Origin of the sequence: Pseudomonas sp. AG1028 (assembly GCF_007993955.1) — a bacterium.
Lineage (GTDB): Bacteria > Pseudomonadota > Gammaproteobacteria > Pseudomonadales > Pseudomonadaceae > Aquipseudomonas > Aquipseudomonas straminea.
In genome coordinates, this window is sequence record NZ_VIVP01000005.1 from 113356 (window position 1) to 128961 (window position 15606).

Sequence of the window (15606 nt, forward strand, 5' to 3'; positions counted from 1 at the left end):
TCGGGCTCCGCAAAAAGTGCGGCAGTTTAACAGCGCTGGCGCGGACAGGTTTCGTAGCCGCATTGAGCGCGGTTTCGTAGCCTGGGTATCGCTTCGCTCTACCCAGGCTATGGATTGGTTGAGTCGGTTACGCCACTATCCAGCAACGCCCGCCACAGGGCCTCAGGCTCGGCGAACTCACGGTCCACCGCCGGCAACGCCGGTCGCTGCAACACCAGCACCGGCACGCCACGTTCGCGGGCGACCTGCAGCTTGTGCTCGGTGGCCGCGCTGCCGCTGTTCTTGCTGACCAGCACATCGCAGTTCAGCCGCGCGAGCAGCGCGCGCTCGTCTTCCAGGCTGAACGGCCCGCGGGCACCGATCACCTCGGCCTGCTCGCCCGCCGGCTGGCCTTGCAGGCAACGTACCGTCCAGTGCTGATGGGCGGGAATCTCGTGCAGATGCTCCAGCGGCTCGCGCCCCAGGGTGAACAGCGGGCGCCGGAATGGCGCCAGGGCGGCGATCAGTGAGGACCAATCGAACACCTCGCGCCAGTCATCACCCGGCGATGCCGTCCAGCCCGGACGCCGCAGCGCCCAGCAGGGCACACCGGCCTGCTGGGCAGCGCGTGCCGCGTTATGGCTGATCTGCGCGGCATAGGGATGCGTGGCGTCGACCAGAAGCGTGATGCCTTCCCTGTGGATAAATTCGGCCAGCCCCTCGGCACCGCCGAAGCCGCCGACACACACCTGGCAGGCTAGATCCTCGGGCACCTTGCCCAACCCGGCGAGGCTGTAGATATGTTCGTGGCCAAGGCGGCGGGCGAGACTCAGCGCTTCACCGATCCCGCCAAGCAAGAGGATGCGGCTCATCGCGGCTTGCTGACGTCGAGCAGGGTGATCGGCAGCGCGCCGCGCCAGGTGTCGAAGCCGCCCAATGGCTTGGCCTGGGCCACCTCGATGCGGGTCAGCTCGCCGCCGTGTTCGCCGCGAAAGGCGATCAGTGCTGCCTCGCTCTGCAAGGTCACGGCATTGGCCACCAGCCGGCCGCCGGGCTTGAGTGCTTGCCAGCAGTGCTGCAGCACACCGGGCACGGTCACGCCGCCACCGATGAAGACCGCATCCGGCGCGGCCAACCCTTCCAGCGCCTCGGGCGCCCGCCCGGCCACCAGTTGCAGGCTGGGCACGCCAAGGGCGTCACGGTTGTGGACGATATGTGCCTGACGCCCTTCGTCCGCCTCGATGGCGATGGCGCGGCAGCTGGGGTGGGCGCGCAGCCATTCGATGCCAATGGAGCCGCAGCCGGCGCCGACATCCCAGAGCAGCTCACCCGGTGACGGCGCCAGCCGCGACAGGGTAATAGCCCGCACATCACGCTTGGTCAGCTGGCCGTCATGACGATAGGCGTCATCAGGCAGGCCGGGGGTCAGCGGCAGGCAGCGGGCGCCCTCACCGGCCAGGCACTCGATGGCCACCAGGTTGAGATCCGCGGCGCGCTCGAGGGACCAGCCATCGGCCAACCCATCGATACGCCGCTCGTGTTCGCCACCCAGATGCTCGAAGACGCTTAGCCGGCTAGCGCCGAAACCCCGCTCACGCAGCAACTCGGCGATAGCGGCCGGGCTGTCGCCATCGTTGCTCAGCACCAGCAGACGCACGCCGGGGTGGATCTGCGCCTGCAACGCCGCCAACGGGCGGGCGACCAGCGATACGACGGCGGTGCTCTGCAGCGGCCAGCCCAGACGGGCCGCGGCCAGGGACACCGACGATGGCGCTGGCAGGATACGCAGCTCGTCCGGCGCCAGCTCGCGGGCCAGGCTGGCGCCGACGCCGAAGAACATCGGGTCACCGCTGGCCAGCACGCAGACCGGCGTGCCGCGGCGCTCGAGCACTGGCGTCAGGGAAAACGGCTTCGGCCAGGGCAACCGTACAGCGCGGATGCAATGGGGCAGAAGCGCCAGCTGGCGCTCGCTGCCGACCACCAGCTCGGCCGCCAGCAATGCATGCCGCGCCGTCTTGCCGAGGCCGGCGTAGCCATCTTCACCAATGCCCACGACGGTCAGCCAGGGTGTCATTTCTCAGTCCTCATCATTGGCAGCCAGCAGTGGATTGGTGAAGTGGCCATTCGCACGATCTGTAGCAATGGCCTTCTCTACAGCGACTGCCATCATCACATCTCAGCCACGCCACTTCGCGATCCGACGACGCGGCTTTTCATCCCGGCGAGCAAAGCGGGCATAATAGCGCCTCTGTCGGTGCCCAGCGGCTACATGTGAGCCAATGCGGCCTAAGAGGGAACACGAGCAGATCGTTCTGCAGCGTGGCTGCCCCCGCAACTGTTGCAGCGTCATCACATCTCAGCCACGCCACTTCGCGATCCGACGACGCGGCTTTTCATCCCGGCGAGCAAAGCGGGCATAATAGCGCCTCTGTCGGTGCCCAGCGGCTACATGTGAGCCAATGCGGCCTAAGAGGGAACACGAGCAGATCGTTCTGCAGCGTGGCTGCCCCCGCAACTGTTGCAGCGAGCGCCTTGCCAATCGCCACTGGGAAACCGGGAAGGCCGGCCAGGCGCCATGACCTGCGAGCCAGGAGACCTGCCGACCGATTCAGTCGCATGAGCCCACACCGGGCGGGGTGTCCCGGTGAGAGAAACGAAACCTTCTCTGGCCTATCCTCGAACGGATGCCCATGTGACCCGACATTGGTGATCCGTTGAAACAGCCTGCTCGCACATCATCCCCACCTGTTCGCCCCTCGGCCTGCCCGGGGTTGCTGCGTATCGTGCAGGCGAAGGATGGTGGCATCTGTCGCATCAAGCTGCCCTGCGGCCGCCTCGCAGCCGAGCAGGCCGAACGCATTGCCCATGCCTCGCAGCAGCATGCCGGCGGGGTGATCGAGGCAACCAACCGCGGCAATCTGCAGATTCGTGGCATCCACGCAGGACGTGAGGACGCGCTGATCGGCGAGCTGCTGGACGCCGGCCTGGGCCCCAGCAAGCCCGGCGCCGATGACGTGCGCAATCTGATGGTCAGCCCAGCCGCTGGACTCGATCCGCAGGCTCTTGTGGATATCTCACCACTGGCCACGGAGCTGCTGGCGACGCTGGAGAACACGCCGCGCCTCCATGCCCTGTCCCCGAAGTTCGCCCTGCTGCTGGACGGCGGCGAACGCCTGGCGATGCTCGAACACCCCCACGATATCTGGCTCAGCGCCCTGCCCCTCGATGACGGGATCGGCTATGCCTTCGGCCTGGCTGGCTGCCCGCCCGTTTCGGCAGATGATGCGCCCGCATTGGCTATCGTGCCGCAAGCCGAAGCTCATACGCTGATCATCATCCTGCTCGACCTGTTTCTCGAGCTGGCCGCCCCCGAGCAGACGCGCATGCGCCATCTGCTGGAAACCCATGCGCCTGCCGAGCTGCTACAGCGTCTTCAGGCTCGGTTGGGCAATGCGCTGCTGCCGATGAACGATTGGCGCCGGATACCGGCGCACGCCAATGCCCATCTCGGCATCCATGAACAGCACCAGCCGGGTCTCGTACATATCGGCGCCAGCCCTGCCCTTGGCCGACTGGCGGCCGAACAGCTGCTCAGCCTGACAGCACTCGCCCGCCGCTACGGCGACGGCAGCCTGCGCCTGACGCCCTGGCAGAGCGTGCTGTTGCCCAATATTCCCGAAGCCGCTGCCGATGCAGTTATCCACAGCGTGCATGCGCTGGGCCTGCTGACCGATGCCAGCGCGCCGCTGACTCGCATCATCGCCTGCACCGGCGCCAGCGGCTGCGCCAAGGGGTTGGCCGACACCAAGGCCGATGCCCTGCGTCTGGCCGAACGGCTGCCCGCAGGCAGCGAGCAGCCAGGCATTCACCTCTCGGGCTGCAGCCGCTCCTGCGCTGCCGCCCATCGCGCGCCCTTTACGTTGCTGGCCGTGGCCGAAGGTCGCTACGACCTGTTCGCCCGCCAGCCCCTCGGCAGCGGCTTCGGCCAGTTGCTGGGCCATCACCTGACACCTGACGAAGCCGCCGCCTTGCTCGCCTCGCTCACCGCTACCCGGAGTTTCACCCGATGACCGATTACATCCGCGATGGTCAGAAGATCTATCGCAACTCCTTCGCCATCATCCGTGCCGAGGCCGACCTGAGCGCCATTCCGGCGGATCTGGAGAAGCTAGCGGTGCGGGTCATCCACGCCTGCGGCATGGTCGACGTGGTGCAGGATCTGCGCTTCTCGCCGGGTGCCGGCAAAGCCGGGCGTGAGGCACTGGCCGGAGGCGCGGCGATTCTCTGCGATGCGCGCATGGTCGCCGAGGGCGTCACCCGTGCACGGCTGCAGGCCGCCAACCCGGTGATCTGCACCCTCAACGATACCGGCGTACCGGAGCTGGCCAAACAGCTCGGCAATACCCGCTCGGCGGTGGCCCTCGAGCACTGGCGCGAGCACCTGGAAGGCTCCGTGGTGGTGATCGGCAATGCGCCGACCGCGCTGTTCTACCTGCTCGACATGCTCGCCGCCGGCGCGCCCAAGCCGGCGCTGATCCTCGGCTTCCCGGTCGGCTTCGTCGGCGCCGCCGAATCCAAGGACCTGCTCGCCGCCACCTACGCCGAGCACGGCGTGCCCTACGTGATAGTCCAGGGCCGCCGCGGCGGCAGCGCCATGGCCGCCGCGGCGATCAACGCCCTGGCCACGGAGGTCGAGTGATGAACGGTATGGATAGCCCGGGTATGGAACGCCTCGGCAAAGGCCGCCTGCTTGGCCTGGGCGTAGGCCCCGGCGACCCGGAACTGATCACCCTCAAGGCCCTGCGGCTGCTCAAGTCGGCGCCGGTGGTCGGCTATTTCGTGGCCAAGGCCAAGGCTAACGTCGGCCAGGGCGGCAATGCCTTCGGCATCATCGAGGCACACCTGGAAGACAGCCAGCAACGCCTGCCGCTGGTCTACCCGGTGACCACCGAAAAGCTCGAGCCGCCACTGACCTACGAAGGTGTGATCAGCGACTTCTACGACACCTGCGCGCTGCAGATCGCCGAGCATCTGGACGCCGGCCGCGACGTGGCGGTGATCTGCGAGGGGGACCCGTTTTTCTACGGTTCCTACATGTACCTGCACGACCGCCTGGCCGAGCGCTACGAGGCCGAGGTGATCCCCGGTGTGTGCTCGATGCTCGGCAGCGCCGCGGTGCTCGGTGTGCCGCTGGTGTACCGCAACCAGAGCCTGTCGGTGCTCTCCGGTGTGCTGCCCGAGGACGAGCTGCGCGAGCGCCTGCGTAGCGCCGAAGCCGCCGTGGTGATGAAGCTGGGGCGTAACTTCGAGAAGGTGCGCCGTGTGCTGCAGGATCTCGGCCTGCAAGACCGCGCCCATTACGTGGAGCGCGCGACCATGGCCAACCAGCGCATCGTGCCGCTCGATGAAGTCGAGCCGATGGCCTCGCCGTATTTTTCGATGATCGTGGTGCCGGGCGAGAAGTGGCGCGGTTGAGCCGCGCCCTCTCCTGCAAATTGAATCTGGAATCCCCATGACCCTTTCCCCTGCCATCGTCATTCTCGGCCCCTCCGCGCTGGCCACCGCGCGGCGCATACAGGCGCTTTATCCACAGGCGGTTATCCACGGCCTGAATGGGCGAGTCGAAGCCGATGCGGCCTATGACGACTTCGGCGATACCCTGCGCAGCCTGTATCGCAGCGGCACGCCGATCATCGCCCTGTGCGCCGCCGGTATCATCATTCGCAGCCTGGCGCCGCTGCTCGCCAGCAAGGGCGCCGAGCCGCCGGTGCTGGCGGTGGCCGAAGACGGCAGCGCCGTGGTGCCGCTGCTGGGCGGCCTGGGTGGCGTCAACCGCATGGCCCGGGAGATCGCGGCAAGCCTGCAGGTCAGCGCGGCGATCACCACCAGCGGCGAACTGCGCTTCGGCACCTGCCTGCTCGACCCGCCGAGCGGCTACGTCCTGGCGGATATGGAACAGGGCAAGCGCTTCGTTTCCGACCTGCTCGGCGGGGAAAAGCTGCGCATCGACGGTGATGCACCCTGGCTGGATCAGAGCAAACTGCCGATGGCCGAGGATGCAGGGCGTACCCTGCATATCACCACAGAGCAGCGCACGGCTCAGGCGGATGAGCTGCTGATTCATCCACGCACGCTGCTCGCTCTGGTCGACAGTGCGGACAACCTTGCCGCGCGAATCGGCCAGGCGTTCGAACAATCAGGCCTTGCGCAGAAAGCCCTGGCCGCCCTGCTCGCACCAGCAGCCCTGATGGCCGATAAGGCGCTAGCTCAGGCCGCCAGTGAACTGGGCATGCCGCTGCGCTTTGTCACGACGCATAGCGCACTGCCCGCGGCTATCGCGCAGCAAGACGGCCTGCAGCTGCTGAAGGCCGAATCGCCCGACGCCGCGCAAACCATCGGCCGGCCGCGTGGCCGCCTGAGCGTGATCGGCCTCGGCCCGGGCGCGGCGGAGCACATGACACCCGCCGTACGCCGCGCCTTGGATGAAGCTCAGGACCTGCTCGGTTACGAGACCTACGTGCGCATGGCCGAGCCGCTACGCGACGATCAGGTGCGCCATTGCAGTGACAATCGCGAAGAGCTGCAACGCGCCCGCCACGCCTTCGAGCTGGCTGCCAGCGGCCGCCGTGTGGTGGTGATTTCCTCGGGCGACCCCGGCGTGTTCGCCATGGCCGCGGCGGTCCTGGAAGCCCTCGAAGAGGCCGAGGCGCCGGCCAGTTGGCAGACCGTCGAGCTGCAAGTGCTGCCCGGCGTCTCCGCGGCCCTGGCCACCGCAGCCAAGGCCGGGGCGCCGCTGGGCCACGATTTCTGCCTGATCTCCCTGTCGGATAACCTCAAACCCTGGACGGTGATCGAGAGCCGTCTCGACCACGCCGGCGCCGCCGACTTGGCCATGGCCTTCTACAACCCGATCTCCAAAGCGCGCCCCTGGCAGCTGGGCCGGGCCCTGGAAATCGTCCGTACCCATCGCACGCCAGACACCGTGGTGGTCCTCGGCCGCGATATCGGCCGCCCTGCCGAAGCACTGCGGGTGATCAGCCTTGGCGAGCTGACGCCGGAGATGGTCGACATGCGTACCCTAGTGATCATCGGCTCCAGCCAGACCCGGCGCTTGCCCCGTGGCGACGGCGGCGAGTGGGTGTACACGCCACGCAGTTACCCACAGCCGTAGCCTCAGGCCTTTACATCACCTTTACATCGCCCTGACAGCGCCTTGCACAGACCTCTGGATAATCGACGCTGCCCCGCTCCCTGCGGGGTCATCGTCTTCTCCGGAGCCCATGATGAACGCCCGACTCCCTCGCCTCGCGGTTGCTGCCCTGCTGCTCTCGCTTTCCGTCAATGCATTGGCCGGCCCCGGAGGTCCAGGCGGACCGGGTGGCGGCCCTGGCTGGCGCGGCGGCCCGGGACCAGGTTGGGGCGGCCCCGGCCCCCGGCATGGTCACGGCCTGCCGGACCATGCTCGCGAGCTGTGGATAGGCAGTGCGCTGTACTTCGTCGCGGCCGGCACCTACTACATGTGGAACGCCGACCGCCGCCAGTACATCGTGGTCGAGGCGCCGCCGGTGATCCGCGCGGCGCCTACCGCCAACTACGACGTGATCGCCTACCCGGCCCGTGGCCAGAACGCCGACCTGCAGGCGCGCGACCGCTACGAGTGCCACAGCTGGGCGGTCAGCCAGAGCGGCTTCGACCCGGCCACTGCGTACAGCGCGCCGCCGGTCAACGCCAGCGACACTTACCGGCGCGCCCTGGGCGCCTGCCTGAGCGGGCGCGGCTACAGCATCAATTGAGCAGTGCGTTGAGATCGTCGTAGAGCGCCTGGGGAATCTGCACGCCATCGACGAGGCTGCCGGCGCGAGCATCGTAGCGGCGCTGCGATGGCAGTCGCGCGCCCTGCCCTTCGATACCATCGAACAGTGCCTCGGCCCGGGCCAGGTGCGCGTCGGCCGCAGCGCCGAGAAAGCGCTGCGGATCGAGGGCGATGATCAGCTCGCCATGGTAAGGCGACGACTTGCTGCCAGCGTCGTAGGCCAGCGACTCGGCACTGGTCAGGTCGCCGATCAGCGGCCCGGCGATCAGCTCCACCATAGCCGCCAGCGCCGAGCCCTTGTGGCCGCCGAAGGTCAGCATGGCGCCGTTCATCACCGCTTCGGCACTGGTGCTGGGCTGGCCGCTGGCATCGATGCCCCAGCCTTCGGGAATCGGCTTGCCGGCGCGGCGGTGCAGCTCGATGTCACCACGGGCGATGGCGCTGGTGGCGAAGTCGAAGATGAACGGGTGCTTGCCGGCACGCGGCCAGCCGAACGCGATGGGGTTGGTGCCGAAGATCGGCTTGCTGCCGCCCGCCGGCGCGACCCAGGCGTGACTGGGGTTGCAGGCCAGGGCGACGAGACCGAGCTCGGTGAGCTGTTCGATCTCCACCCACAGCGCGGAGAAATGCACGCAGCGGTTGATCGCCAAGGCGGCGATGCCATTGGTCCTGGCCTTGTCGGCCAGCACTGGCAGCCCGGCCTGGAAGGCCAGTTGCGAGAAGCCACCGCGGGCATCGACGCGCACGATCGACGGCGCCTGGTCGATCACCTCCGGCTCGGCATCGGCGACAACCTTGCCGGCCTTCAGCGAACTGACGCAGCCCAGCACCCGGTACAAGCCATGGGACGCACAGCCATCGCGCTCACCGGCCACCACGGTGGCGGTCACCGCCTGGGCCTGGGCCTCGCTGAAACCGGCATGGCGCAGGATGGACAGCGATAGCGTGCGGGCTTCGTCCAGGGTCAGTCGAATCATCGTGGGCTCCTTGGGCAGGTAGGCGGTCAGCGGCATATGCCGACCTTATACACTGGCGTCGTGGCCGCCCACTGGCTTGATCGCTTTGCCCCACGGCGTTGCCGATTTCGGCACAGCCGCGCGGCCGCGATCAGCCGCCCGTCAGTTGCCGGCGCAGCTCGGCGAGCACCGGGGCGCTGTCCGGGCGCACGCCGCGCCACAGGTGGAAGGCTTCCACGGCCTGCTCGACCAGCATGCCGAGGCCGTCGAGGGTACGTTCGGCGCCCTGCTCCGCGGCCCAGCGATTGAACGCCGTGGGGCCGGCGCCGTACATCATGTCGTAGCAGCAGGTATGGCCAGGCTGGATCAGGCTGGCGGAGATCGGCGGCAGCTCGCCGGCCAGGCTGGCCGAAGTGCCGTTGACGATCAGGTCCACCGGCGCGTCGATCCAGTCGAAACCGCTGGCCACCACCGGGCCGAGATCGGCGAACTGACGGACCAGTTGCTCGGCCTTTTCCACCGTGCGATTGGCGATCACCAGGGTTTGCGGCTGCTGCGCCAGGAAGGGTTCGAGAATGCCGCGCACCGCGCCACCGGCGCCAAGCAGCAGGATGCGCTTGCCGCGCAACTCGATGCCGGCGTTCACGGTCAGGTCGCGCACCAGGCCAGCGCCGTCGGTGTTGTCACCGAGCAGGCTGCCGTCGTCGAGCTTCTTCAGGGTATTGACCGCACCGGCGCGGCGGGCGCGCTCGGTCAGGCTATCGGCCAGGGCGAACGCCTGCTCCTTGAACGGCACCGTGACGTTGCCGCCCAGGCCCTGAGCGAAGAAAGCGCGGGCATAGCCCTCGAAATCCTCCAGCGGCGCCAGCAGCGCCTCGTAGCTGAGCTGCTGACCGGTCTGTTCGGCGAACAGCCGGTGGATCAGCGGCGACTTGCTGTGGCCGATGGGGTTGCCGAATACACCGTAGCGATCCATTGAAGTTTCCGCCGGTAAAAGCCAAAAGCGGCAAGCCTGCAGCTTTTGGCGGCGCGCTTCAAGCCTGCTGCAGGCCGAGCCAGTCGCGGTCGGTCAGGAAGTACTCGGTCAGGCGCGCTTCCTCGCTGCCCGGCTCGGGCTTCCAGTCATAGCCCCAGCGCACCTGCGGCGGCAGCGACATGAGGATCGACTCGGTGCGCCCGCCCGACTGCAGGCCGAACAGCGTGCCGCGGTCGAACACCAGGTTGAACTCCACGTAGCGGCCGCGGCGATATTCCTGGAATTCGCGCTGCGCCGGCGTGTAGGGCGTGGCCTTGCGGCGCTGCACGATGGGCAGGTAGGCGTCGATATAGGCGTCGCCGATGGCGCGGATAAAGGCGAAGCAGGTGTCGAAACCCCATTCGTTGAGGTCGTCGAAGAACAACCCGCCGATACCCCGTGGCTCGCCGCGGTGCTTGAGGTGGAAGTAACGGTCGCACCAGGCCTTGTAGCGCGGGTAGACGTCGGCACCGAACGGCGCACAGGCCTGCTCGGCGACGCGGTGCCAGTGCACGCAGTCCTCTTCGTTGCCGTAGTAAGGGGTCAGGTCGAAGCCGCCACCGAACCACCACACCGGCTCCTCGCCTTCCTTCTCGGCGCTGAAGAAGCGCACGTTGGCGTGGGACGTGGGCACGTGCGGGTTGTGCGGGTGGATGACCAGCGACACCCCCAAGGCCTGGAAGCCGCGACCGGCCAACTCGGGGCGATGGGCGCTGGCCGACGGCGGCAGGTTGTCGCCGAACACGTGGGAGAAATTGACGCCGCCCTTTTCGATCACCGCGCCGTCGCCGATCACCCGCGTACGTCCGCCACCGCCACCCGGCCGTTGCCAGGCGTCTTCGACGAAGCTGGCCTGGCCATCCTCGTTTTGCAGGGCGGCGCAGATACGGTCTTGCAGGTCGAGCAGGTAGGCCTTCACGGCCTCGGCTTGATTACTCACGGGGGCACCTTGTGTGGCGAGCGACAGCTGAAATCGGCAGCTAGCATAGCACCGGCCATCCGCGCTCCGCAGTTGACGCCGGTCAACCAGAGGTGCGACGTTCAGCCGCTGAGCAAAATCGCTTCAACCCCGTGGGGAACTCGGGGTCTATTACACTCACTCTTCAAGCAGGAGCAAGACGATGGCCAAACGCATCCAGTTCAGCCGCCACGGTGGCCCCGAGGTACTCGAATACGTCGACTACCAACCTGCCGCTCCCGGCCCGCACGAGGTGCGTGTGCACAACCAGGCCATCGGCCTCAACTTCATCGACACCTACTTCCGCAGCGGCCTGTACGCGCCGCCCTCGCTGCCCTCCAGCCTGGGCACCGAAGGCGCCGGCTTCGTCGACGCCATCGGCTCTGAGGTCAAGGGCTTGCAGGTCGGTGACCGCGTGGCCTACGCCACCGGCCCGCTGGGCGGCTACAGTGAGCTGCACGTGCTACCGGCGGAAAAACTGGTCAAGCTGCCCGACGCCATCAGTTTCGAGCAGGCCGCCGCGGTGATGCTCAAGGGCCTGACCGTGCAGTACCTGCTGCGCCAGACCGCCGACCTGAAGAGCGGCGACATCATCCTGTTCCATGCCGCCGCCGGTGGTGTCGGCTCCTTCGCCTGCCAGTGGGCCAAGGCCCTGGGCGTCAAGCTGATAGGCACCGTCAGCTCGGCGAAAAAGGCCGAGTACGCCAAGCAAAAAGGCGCCTGGGCGACCATCGACTACAGCCACGAGAACGTCGCCCAGCGCGTGCTGGAACTGACCGACGGCAAGAAATGCCCGGTGGTCTACGACGGCGTCGGCAAGGACACCTGGGAAACCTCGCTGGACTGCGTGGCGCCGCGCGGCCTTATGGTCAGCTTCGGCAACGCCTCGGGCGCGGTCACCGGCGTCAACCTCGGCGTCCTGTCCCAAAAGGGCTCGCTGTACGTCACCCGCCCGACCCTGGCGGGTTACGCTAACACCCCGGAAAATCTGCAGAAGATGGCCGACGAGCTGTTCGGCATGATCGCCAAGGGCAAATTGGACGTGGAAATCACCGGCCGCTACCCACTCAGCGAAGCCGCCACCGCCCAGACCCTGCTCAGTGACCGCAAGACCACGGGGTCGACGATTCTGGTGCCGTAAGGATAGTGCCCACGCTCTGCGTGGGCACTCAGCCTGTGGCGCTCCGCGCCACGATTGACGGCTGCACAGCGCAATCAAAGGACGCAGAGCGTCTTGCCAGTGCGTTGCTACGCTGAGCGTGGGAACGATAAAAAAACGGAATACTTGTGGGAGGGGCTTCAGCCCCGAGCTCTTTATTTGCCTTGATAAAGCTCCGGGCTGAAGCGGAGCGCCGCCCGGCCCCTCCTACGAGATCGCTGGATGTCCGCTTCTGCGTATCAAGCCGGTCGGCGCACGTCGCCGGTCACCAGATCACGTATCACGCTCGGATGACGCCGCCCGCCCAGTGCGCCACCCAGCACCGCATCCAGCTGCCGAGGAAAATACTGCTCGACCCGCAACCGTGAGCGCGCCGCCGGGCGGCCGGCGGGATTGGCCGAGGTCGACACCAACGGCCCCGTCAACGCACAAAGCTCACGCACCCGCGGATGATCACTGACCCGCAGCGCCACGCTGTCGTGCTCGCCGGTAATCCAGGGCGGTAGAAGATCCTGATGCGGCACCAGCCAGGTATTGGGCCCGGGCCAGGTGCTGGCCAGACGGTCCTGCCAGCGTTCGGGCAGGTCTTCGAGCAGGAAGTCGAACTGACGGATGGTGTCAGCGACCAGGATCAGACCCTTGTGAACGGGCCGCTCCTTGAGAGCCAGCAAACGATCCACGGCCATCTCGTCCCATGGGTCGCATCCCAGCCCCCAAACCGCCTCGGTCGGGTAGGCGATCACGCCACCGGCGCGGACCACCCGCGCTGCCTGCTGAACCTGCCAACTGGTGACCATTCGCTGCCTCCGCCGAAGAACCATCGGCGCAGTGTATTACGGCTTGCGCCCTACCCATAGCCCGGCCTCGCAGGCGACTAGGCCGTCCAGCTCCAGCTCGGTCAGCGCCGCCAGCACCTCGGGTAGTGCCCAGCCGGCGGCGTGGGCCAGGGCTTCGCTGCTGTGGGGCGCGGCGTACAACAAGTCCAACAAAGGATGCACAGTAGCCGACGGCGTAGCGCCAGCCTGCTCGGCAGCCGATGTCTGCTGCCAACCGCGCAGCGCTTCGAGAATATGCTCGATGCTTTCCACCAGGGTGGCGCCTTCGCGGATCATCTGATGGCAGCCCTTGGCTCCCGGGTGATGGATGGAGCCGGGAATCGCGTACACCTCGCGGCCCTGCTCGGCGGCCAGGCGCGCGGTGATCAGCGAACCACTGGACGGGCTGGCTTCGACCACCAGCACGCCTAACGACAAACCCGAAATGATTCGATTACGCCGGGGAAAGTTTGCGGCCTGGGGCGGGCTATCCAGCGGCAGCTCGGAGACCAGCGCCCCGCCGCGCTCGATGATGTCCTGGGCCAGACGCTTGTGCCGTGCCGGGTACAGGCACTGCAACCCGGTACCGAGTACCGCCACGGTGTGCCCATCGGCATCCAGCGCGCCTTGATGGGCGGCCCCGTCGATACCGAGGGCCAACCCGCTGGTAATCACGAAGCCACCACGCGCCAGGCTGCGGGCAAAGCTGTGGGCGGTGTCCAACCCCGGTCTGGAGGCCCGGCGACTGCCGACCATGGCCAATTGCGGCTGCTCCAGAAGCATCGGGTCACCGGCCACAAACAGCAGCGGCGGCGCGTCGGGAATCTCGGCCAGCAAGGCGGGATAACGCGGCTCGTCCCACATCACCAGGTGCTGGCCGGGCACCTGCAACCAGTCCAGCGCCAGGCGTGCACGCTCACGGATTTCGGGGCTACGCCGCGCGTCGCTGCAGGCCAGCGGCAAGCCGAGCGAGCGCCAGGCGCTGGCCGGCGCGCTGAGGGCGGCCGAAGCGCTATCGAAAGCGCTGAGCAATTTACGGAAGCGTTTAGGCCCCAACTCCGGCAAGCAATGCAGGCGCAGACGGGCTTCGAGTTCGGCGGGGGAATGGGATATCGACATGGCGGATCATCCTTGATCGTGAGCCTTATCGAATAGCACAAGCCCCGCATCGGCGGGGCTTGCAGGTGTTACGGATTGCGTACCTTGTCCATCACCGCCAACTGCCGGGAGGCGTTGAGGATCATGCCGTAGCTGAGTTTCTCATAGGTGCGGAAGACCATCAGCAGGCCAGCGCGCTCGTCAGGAATCTTCACCGACTCGCCGGTAACCCGGTCGCGTACGGTTTCGCCGGTCTTGTAGACGGCCAGCACATTGCCGACCTCGAGACCGTCGCGGGCGCCCTTGCTCAGGGTGACCACGTCGAACTGGCCGATCTGGCTCACACCACGCGGCACGTCGAGGATCAGGCCCTTGATCTCGCTCTTCGGCTCGCTGGGCATGAAGGTCGAATTGATCGCGCGCTCCTCGGTGGGGAACAGGCGGTCACCGTTGCGCACTTCCTGGGTGGTGCGGGTCAGGTTGAGGGTGCCGATCTTGTCTTCTTCGGCAACGATTTCGCCACCGCCGATGTCATCGGCGTTGATGCCGAGAAATTCCTTGGTCTCAGGGTCGGTGTAGGTCTTGCCCTGGCGGAAGATGCCGTACACCGGCGCGGTCGGGTCGAAGCTACCGCGGGCGTAAACGCGGTCGCCCGCGCCACTGACCACCCGCTCGGCGTTGCCAGCAACGATATAAGGCGCACTCTGGAACTGCTCCGGCGAGTCGACGATGCGATTCTTGAGCAGGAAGCTGTTGATCGCCTCCAACGGAATGGTCGGAATGGCTTCAGCCATAGGCGTGCTGCGTACCTTCGGCGACAGCTTGATGGTGCCGCGCGAATCACCGCGACCCAGCACCAGGCGCGGCTTGCCGTCGATATAGACGAGGCTGAGCACATCACCGGGATAAATCAGATGAGGGTTCTGCACCTGGGGATTGGCGTGCCAGATTTCCGGCCACTTCCAGGGCTGGCTGAGGAACTTGCCCGAGATATCCCAGAGGGTGTCGCCCTTCACGACCGTGTAGCGGTCGGGATGACCTTCCTTGAGCTGCACATCGGCCAGGGCGAGCCCGGTCTGCGCCAGGCTGCTCGCGCCAACCAGCAGCAGGGCGAGTAGTGATTTCCTCATGCGGTGAATCCCTTTATGATGTGCCTTCGCGTGAAGCGCCCTAGCGCTGCGACAGAGCCCAGTAAATCCGCGGCTTGACGCCGTTTTTTGAATGCTTGCGTCATCTTAGCAGCGGATTTTGAATTTATTCCACAAGTGCATCACAAACGCATTATGGCGATTTTAAACATTCTCGAATTTCCCGATCCGCGCCTGCGCACCATCGCCAAGCCGGTGGACGTGGTCGATGACGCCCTGCGTCAGCTGATCGACGACATGTTCGAAACCATGTACGACGCCCCCGGGATCGGCCTCGCCGCCACCCAGGTGAATGTGCACAAGCGCGTGGTGGTGATGGATCTGTCCGAAGACAAGAGCGAGCCGCTGGTCTTCATCAACCCCGAGTTCGAGTCGCTGACCGACGAGATGGACCAGTACCAGGAAGGCTGCCTGTCGGTACCCGGTTTCTACGAGAACGTAGACCGCCCGCAGAAAGTGAAGATCAACGCCCTGGATCGCGACGGCAAGCCGTTCGAGATGATCGCCGAGGGCCTGCTCGCCGTGTGCATCCAGCACGAGTGCGACCACCTCAACGGCAAGCTTTTCGTCGACTACCTGTCCACGCTCAAGCGCGACCGCATCAAGAAGAAGCTGGAAAAGCAGCACCGCCAGCAGGCCTGATCGGGCCTCCAACAAAGGCTTGC

Annotated in this window: 15 protein-coding genes and 1 riboswitch; of the genes, 7 read left to right on the forward strand and 8 right to left on the reverse strand. The window is 66.6% G+C overall.

What is annotated here, in order from left to right:
• Nucleotides 1-107: 107 nt before the first annotated feature.
• Both FB481_RS09500 and cbiE read right to left on the reverse strand, forming a co-directional pair.
• Complete coding sequence (locus tag FB481_RS09500) at nt 108-851, reverse strand: cobalt-precorrin-6A reductase (protein WP_147176186.1); 744 nt, start codon at nt 849-851, stop codon at nt 108-110.
• A complete protein-coding gene (cbiE, locus tag FB481_RS09505; RefSeq protein ID WP_147176187.1) occupies nt 848-2053 on the reverse strand; it encodes a precorrin-6y C5,15-methyltransferase (decarboxylating) subunit CbiE in 1206 nt (401 codons plus the stop codon). Before cbiE ends, FB481_RS09500 begins: the two co-directional genes overlap by 4 nt.
• Before the next feature lie 341 nt (nt 2054-2394).
• Nucleotides 2395-2598, forward strand: a riboswitch (cobalamin riboswitch).
• 95 nt (nt 2599-2693) lie between these two features.
• Here cbiE and cobG point away from each other — a divergent pair.
• The 5 genes from cobG (at nt 2694) to FB481_RS09530 (ending at nt 7772) form a co-directional block, all read left to right on the forward strand.
• Nucleotides 2694-4049, forward strand: a complete 1356-nt coding sequence (cobG, locus tag FB481_RS09510; RefSeq protein WP_147176188.1) for a precorrin-3B synthase — start codon at nt 2694-2696, stop codon at nt 4047-4049.
• On the forward strand, nt 4046-4678 hold the full coding sequence (locus tag FB481_RS09515) for a precorrin-8X methylmutase (protein WP_147176189.1): 633 nt from the start codon (nt 4046-4048) through the stop codon (nt 4676-4678). Before cobG ends, FB481_RS09515 begins: the two co-directional genes overlap by 4 nt.
• Before the next feature lie 23 nt (nt 4679-4701).
• On the forward strand, nt 4702-5454 hold the full coding sequence (locus FB481_RS09520) for a precorrin-2 C(20)-methyltransferase (RefSeq protein ID WP_147176325.1): 753 nt from the start codon (nt 4702-4704) through the stop codon (nt 5452-5454).
• Between the two features lie 37 nt (nt 5455-5491).
• Nucleotides 5492-7150: a precorrin-3B C(17)-methyltransferase gene (gene cobJ, locus FB481_RS09525; RefSeq protein ID WP_147176190.1), complete on the forward strand. Its 1659-nt coding sequence runs from the start codon at nt 5492-5494 to the stop codon at nt 7148-7150.
• 112 nt (nt 7151-7262) lie between these two features.
• The gene (locus FB481_RS09530) at nt 7263-7772 is read left to right on the forward strand and encodes a hypothetical protein (RefSeq protein WP_093501014.1); all 510 of its coding nucleotides are present in this window, start codon (nt 7263-7265) and stop codon (nt 7770-7772) included.
• Here the strand turns inward: FB481_RS09530 and FB481_RS09535 are convergent.
• The 3 genes from FB481_RS09535 to hemF form a co-directional block, all read right to left on the reverse strand.
• Entirely contained in the window at nt 7765-8769 is a 1005-nt protein-coding gene (locus tag FB481_RS09535) for an Ldh family oxidoreductase (protein ID WP_147176191.1), read from the reverse strand. The two genes, FB481_RS09530 and FB481_RS09535, sit on opposite strands and share 8 nt — an antisense overlap.
• Before the next feature lie 130 nt (nt 8770-8899).
• Nucleotides 8900-9724: a shikimate dehydrogenase gene (gene aroE, locus FB481_RS09540; protein ID WP_147176192.1), complete on the reverse strand. Its 825-nt coding sequence runs from the start codon at nt 9722-9724 to the stop codon at nt 8900-8902.
• Between the two features lie 58 nt (nt 9725-9782).
• Complete coding sequence (gene hemF / locus FB481_RS09545) at nt 9783-10703, reverse strand: oxygen-dependent coproporphyrinogen oxidase (protein WP_147176193.1); 921 nt, start codon at nt 10701-10703, stop codon at nt 9783-9785.
• 181 nt (nt 10704-10884) lie between these two features.
• Between hemF and FB481_RS09550 the strand changes: the two genes are divergently transcribed.
• Complete coding sequence (locus tag FB481_RS09550; RefSeq protein ID WP_093501022.1) at nt 10885-11862, forward strand: NADPH:quinone reductase; 978 nt, start codon at nt 10885-10887, stop codon at nt 11860-11862.
• Nucleotides 11863-12119: 257 nt separating this feature from the next.
• Here the strand turns inward: FB481_RS09550 and FB481_RS09555 are convergent, their stop codons facing one another.
• From FB481_RS09555 to FB481_RS09565, 3 genes are all read right to left on the reverse strand, one after another.
• A complete protein-coding gene (locus FB481_RS09555) occupies nt 12120-12677 on the reverse strand; it encodes an L-threonylcarbamoyladenylate synthase (RefSeq protein WP_093501024.1) in 558 nt (185 codons plus the stop codon).
• Nucleotides 12678-12713: 36 nt separating this feature from the next.
• A complete protein-coding gene (gene dprA / locus FB481_RS09560; protein ID WP_093501026.1) occupies nt 12714-13814 on the reverse strand; it encodes a DNA-processing protein DprA in 1101 nt (366 codons plus the stop codon).
• A 68-nt stretch (nt 13815-13882) separates the two neighbouring features.
• A complete protein-coding gene (locus tag FB481_RS09565) occupies nt 13883-14923 on the reverse strand; it encodes a LysM peptidoglycan-binding domain-containing protein (RefSeq protein ID WP_093501028.1) in 1041 nt (346 codons plus the stop codon).
• 153 nt (nt 14924-15076) lie between these two features.
• On the opposite strand from FB481_RS09565, the gene def reads away from it, so the two are divergent.
• Nucleotides 15077-15583 (forward strand): peptide deformylase, encoded by a 507-nt coding sequence (gene def / locus FB481_RS09570; RefSeq protein ID WP_013789174.1) that lies wholly within the window; start codon nt 15077-15079, stop codon nt 15581-15583.
• The last annotated feature ends 23 nt before the right edge of the window (nt 15584-15606 follow it).

Excerpts from the sequence above, each read along its gene's own strand:
- aroE (WP_147176192.1), bottom strand. The coding sequence starts at position 9,724 with ATGGATCGCTACGGTGTATTCGGCAACCCCATCGGCCACAGCAAGTCG.
- FB481_RS09520 (WP_147176325.1), top strand. The coding sequence starts at position 4,702 with ATGGAACGCCTCGGCAAAGGCCGCCTGCTTGGCCTGGGCGTAGGCCCC.
- def (WP_013789174.1), top strand. The coding sequence starts at position 15,077 with ATGGCGATTTTAAACATTCTCGAATTTCCCGATCCGCGCCTGCGCACC.
- FB481_RS09500 (WP_147176186.1), bottom strand. The coding sequence starts at position 851 with ATGAGCCGCATCCTCTTGCTTGGCGGGATCGGTGAAGCGCTGAGTCTC.
- dprA (WP_093501026.1), bottom strand. The coding sequence starts at position 13,814 with ATGTCGATATCCCATTCCCCCGCCGAACTCGAAGCCCGTCTGCGCCTG.
- FB481_RS09530 (WP_093501014.1), top strand. The coding sequence starts at position 7,263 with ATGAACGCCCGACTCCCTCGCCTCGCGGTTGCTGCCCTGCTGCTCTCG.
- FB481_RS09565 (WP_093501028.1), bottom strand. The coding sequence starts at position 14,923 with ATGAGGAAATCACTACTCGCCCTGCTGCTGGTTGGCGCGAGCAGCCTG.
- FB481_RS09515 (WP_147176189.1), top strand. The coding sequence starts at position 4,046 with ATGACCGATTACATCCGCGATGGTCAGAAGATCTATCGCAACTCCTTC.
- cbiE (WP_147176187.1), bottom strand. The coding sequence starts at position 2,053 with ATGACACCCTGGCTGACCGTCGTGGGCATTGGTGAAGATGGCTACGCC.
- FB481_RS09555 (WP_093501024.1), bottom strand. The coding sequence starts at position 12,677 with ATGGTCACCAGTTGGCAGGTTCAGCAGGCAGCGCGGGTGGTCCGCGCC.
- FB481_RS09550 (WP_093501022.1), top strand. The coding sequence starts at position 10,885 with ATGGCCAAACGCATCCAGTTCAGCCGCCACGGTGGCCCCGAGGTACTC.
- cobJ (WP_147176190.1), top strand. The coding sequence starts at position 5,492 with ATGACCCTTTCCCCTGCCATCGTCATTCTCGGCCCCTCCGCGCTGGCC.
- FB481_RS09535 (WP_147176191.1), bottom strand. The coding sequence starts at position 8,769 with ATGATTCGACTGACCCTGGACGAAGCCCGCACGCTATCGCTGTCCATC.